The following is a 1,614-nucleotide window of genomic DNA, read 5'->3' on the forward strand; positions in this document are numbered from 1 at the left end:
TTGCGTCCGCAGGAGACTGAAGAACAGGGAACGGCTGCGGCTCCGCGCAGCCTTGCGCCGACCAGTGTAGCGGCACCCAAAGAGCGGGCGGCCATTTCCGGTACGGGGCTGGCCATGTTGGGCCAGATCCGCACACAGGCGTTGCATGCAGCGCTTGATGCGGTGGTTGAGGATGTCGACCCGTGGGATCTGGTCGCGGCCTTGTTGCTGGCGCTTGGCGGCAAGAATGTCTCAGTGCGTACCCCTGAGCGTGAGCCTTATGGTCAGATGAGCCGACAGGAGACCGCTCTGGCCGCGCTCTTCCCCGAAGGTGTGTTGATCCGTGATCCGGCACTCCTACGACAGGAGGCGGTGGCCGTGCTCAAGAATGTCGCAAACTGTACGATCAGCCAGCACAGCGGAAGTGGTCTAACGGCCCAGCTGATGGGGCTGCTGTTCGACGCCGATGCGCAGATGCCCAATATGGCGTTCGACGACTTCCTCAAATGTTTCAGTAAGCCCGGCATCATGGAGGCGGGGAAGGCGCTCAAACTCCTGCCTCGCAACACCGGCAAGGAGATGCGTAATGCCATCATGGCGCATGTGGGGGCTGAGGGTCGGTGGGTGCCCGAGCAGGCCGGGTTTGGGGCTGCTGCCGAGGACTGGAAAGTGGAACTGGCCGCTATGGTGCGTAACGCTGAAAGGCTGGCCTCTTTGAGAGGCAGTCATGAGGGCGACGAGGAGGAAGAGGGTGATTTCGATCATCTGCTTCCCGTTGAAGAAGAACTGTATGGAACTGGTCTGGAAGGGCCGGACGAGGCTGAAACTACGCCGTCAGAAACCGCTGACGCAGGCGAGGCCCATGACCCTGAAGAACAGAAAGACGACGCAGCCGAGCTGCAGAACGCTCTGCTTGAACAGGCCGCCGAGGCCCTGACGTCGGACGCTGCCGATGCTGACGCGCGGGCCGCAGTGAAAGCCCATCTGGACAGCCACCTTGAGGTGGTGAGGATCGCCGCCTGACGGCGGTAACTCCCAGACCAGAATCCAAAAAACACAGACCAGACAGCGCGCCTGCCAGAACGGAGCCGCGCGTTCAAACGGTGGGGCTTCGCTCCCGGCGCTGCGCGCCGCGTTTGAGCGCGCGGCCGCCGTCCCGGCAGGCATCAGGTATTCAGAAAAGGAGAATGCCATGCGTCCGATTGCCTTCCTGCCTCCCGCGCCCCAAAGGTCCACCCCGTCACGCTGGGCCTGTGTGGACGCTTCCGTAACGTGCCGGCGCTGCCATCACGAATGGCCCGCTGGTGATCCGGCCTACCAGATGGCGTGTCGTGGCTGTGGGGCGCTGTCTGGCCAGCCCTGCTGCCGCCCAGAGGGCGGGAACGAGCGCGTGTGCTTCCAGCGTGATCAGGATGCGCGCAGGGCCGGGCTGCTGATCCCCTGCGAGGGGCTGAGCTGGGACGGCCGCCACGACAAGCCCCTGAAGCTCTCCCTGAGCCGCTCACCTGACGCGCGCGCGGTGCTGAGCGGTGCGCCTCCCGCCCGTCGTTTTGCTGCCTGACCCAATGCAGGGAGGCCCGACCGCCAGCCTGCATCCAGAGAAAACAGAACCGAGACTGAGCCTGACGAGTGCCT

At 64.2% G+C, this 1,614-nt stretch carries 1 protein-coding gene and 1 pseudogene; both read left to right on the forward strand.

The features are described 5' to 3' along the window. Nucleotides 1-1,002 (forward strand): annotated as a pseudogene (locus J2D75_RS14195) (hypothetical protein); the annotation flags it as partial. A 169-nt stretch (nt 1,003-1,171) separates the two neighbouring features. Next, the gene (locus J2D75_RS14200; protein ID WP_207855441.1) at nt 1,172-1,540 is read left to right on the forward strand and encodes a hypothetical protein; all 369 of its coding nucleotides are present in this window, start codon (nt 1,172-1,174) and stop codon (nt 1,538-1,540) included. Nucleotides 1,541-1,614: the final 74 nt, after the last annotated feature.

It is taken from the genome of Acetobacter suratthaniensis, from assembly GCF_017377745.1.
GTDB lineage: Bacteria > Pseudomonadota > Alphaproteobacteria > Acetobacterales > Acetobacteraceae > Acetobacter > Acetobacter suratthaniensis.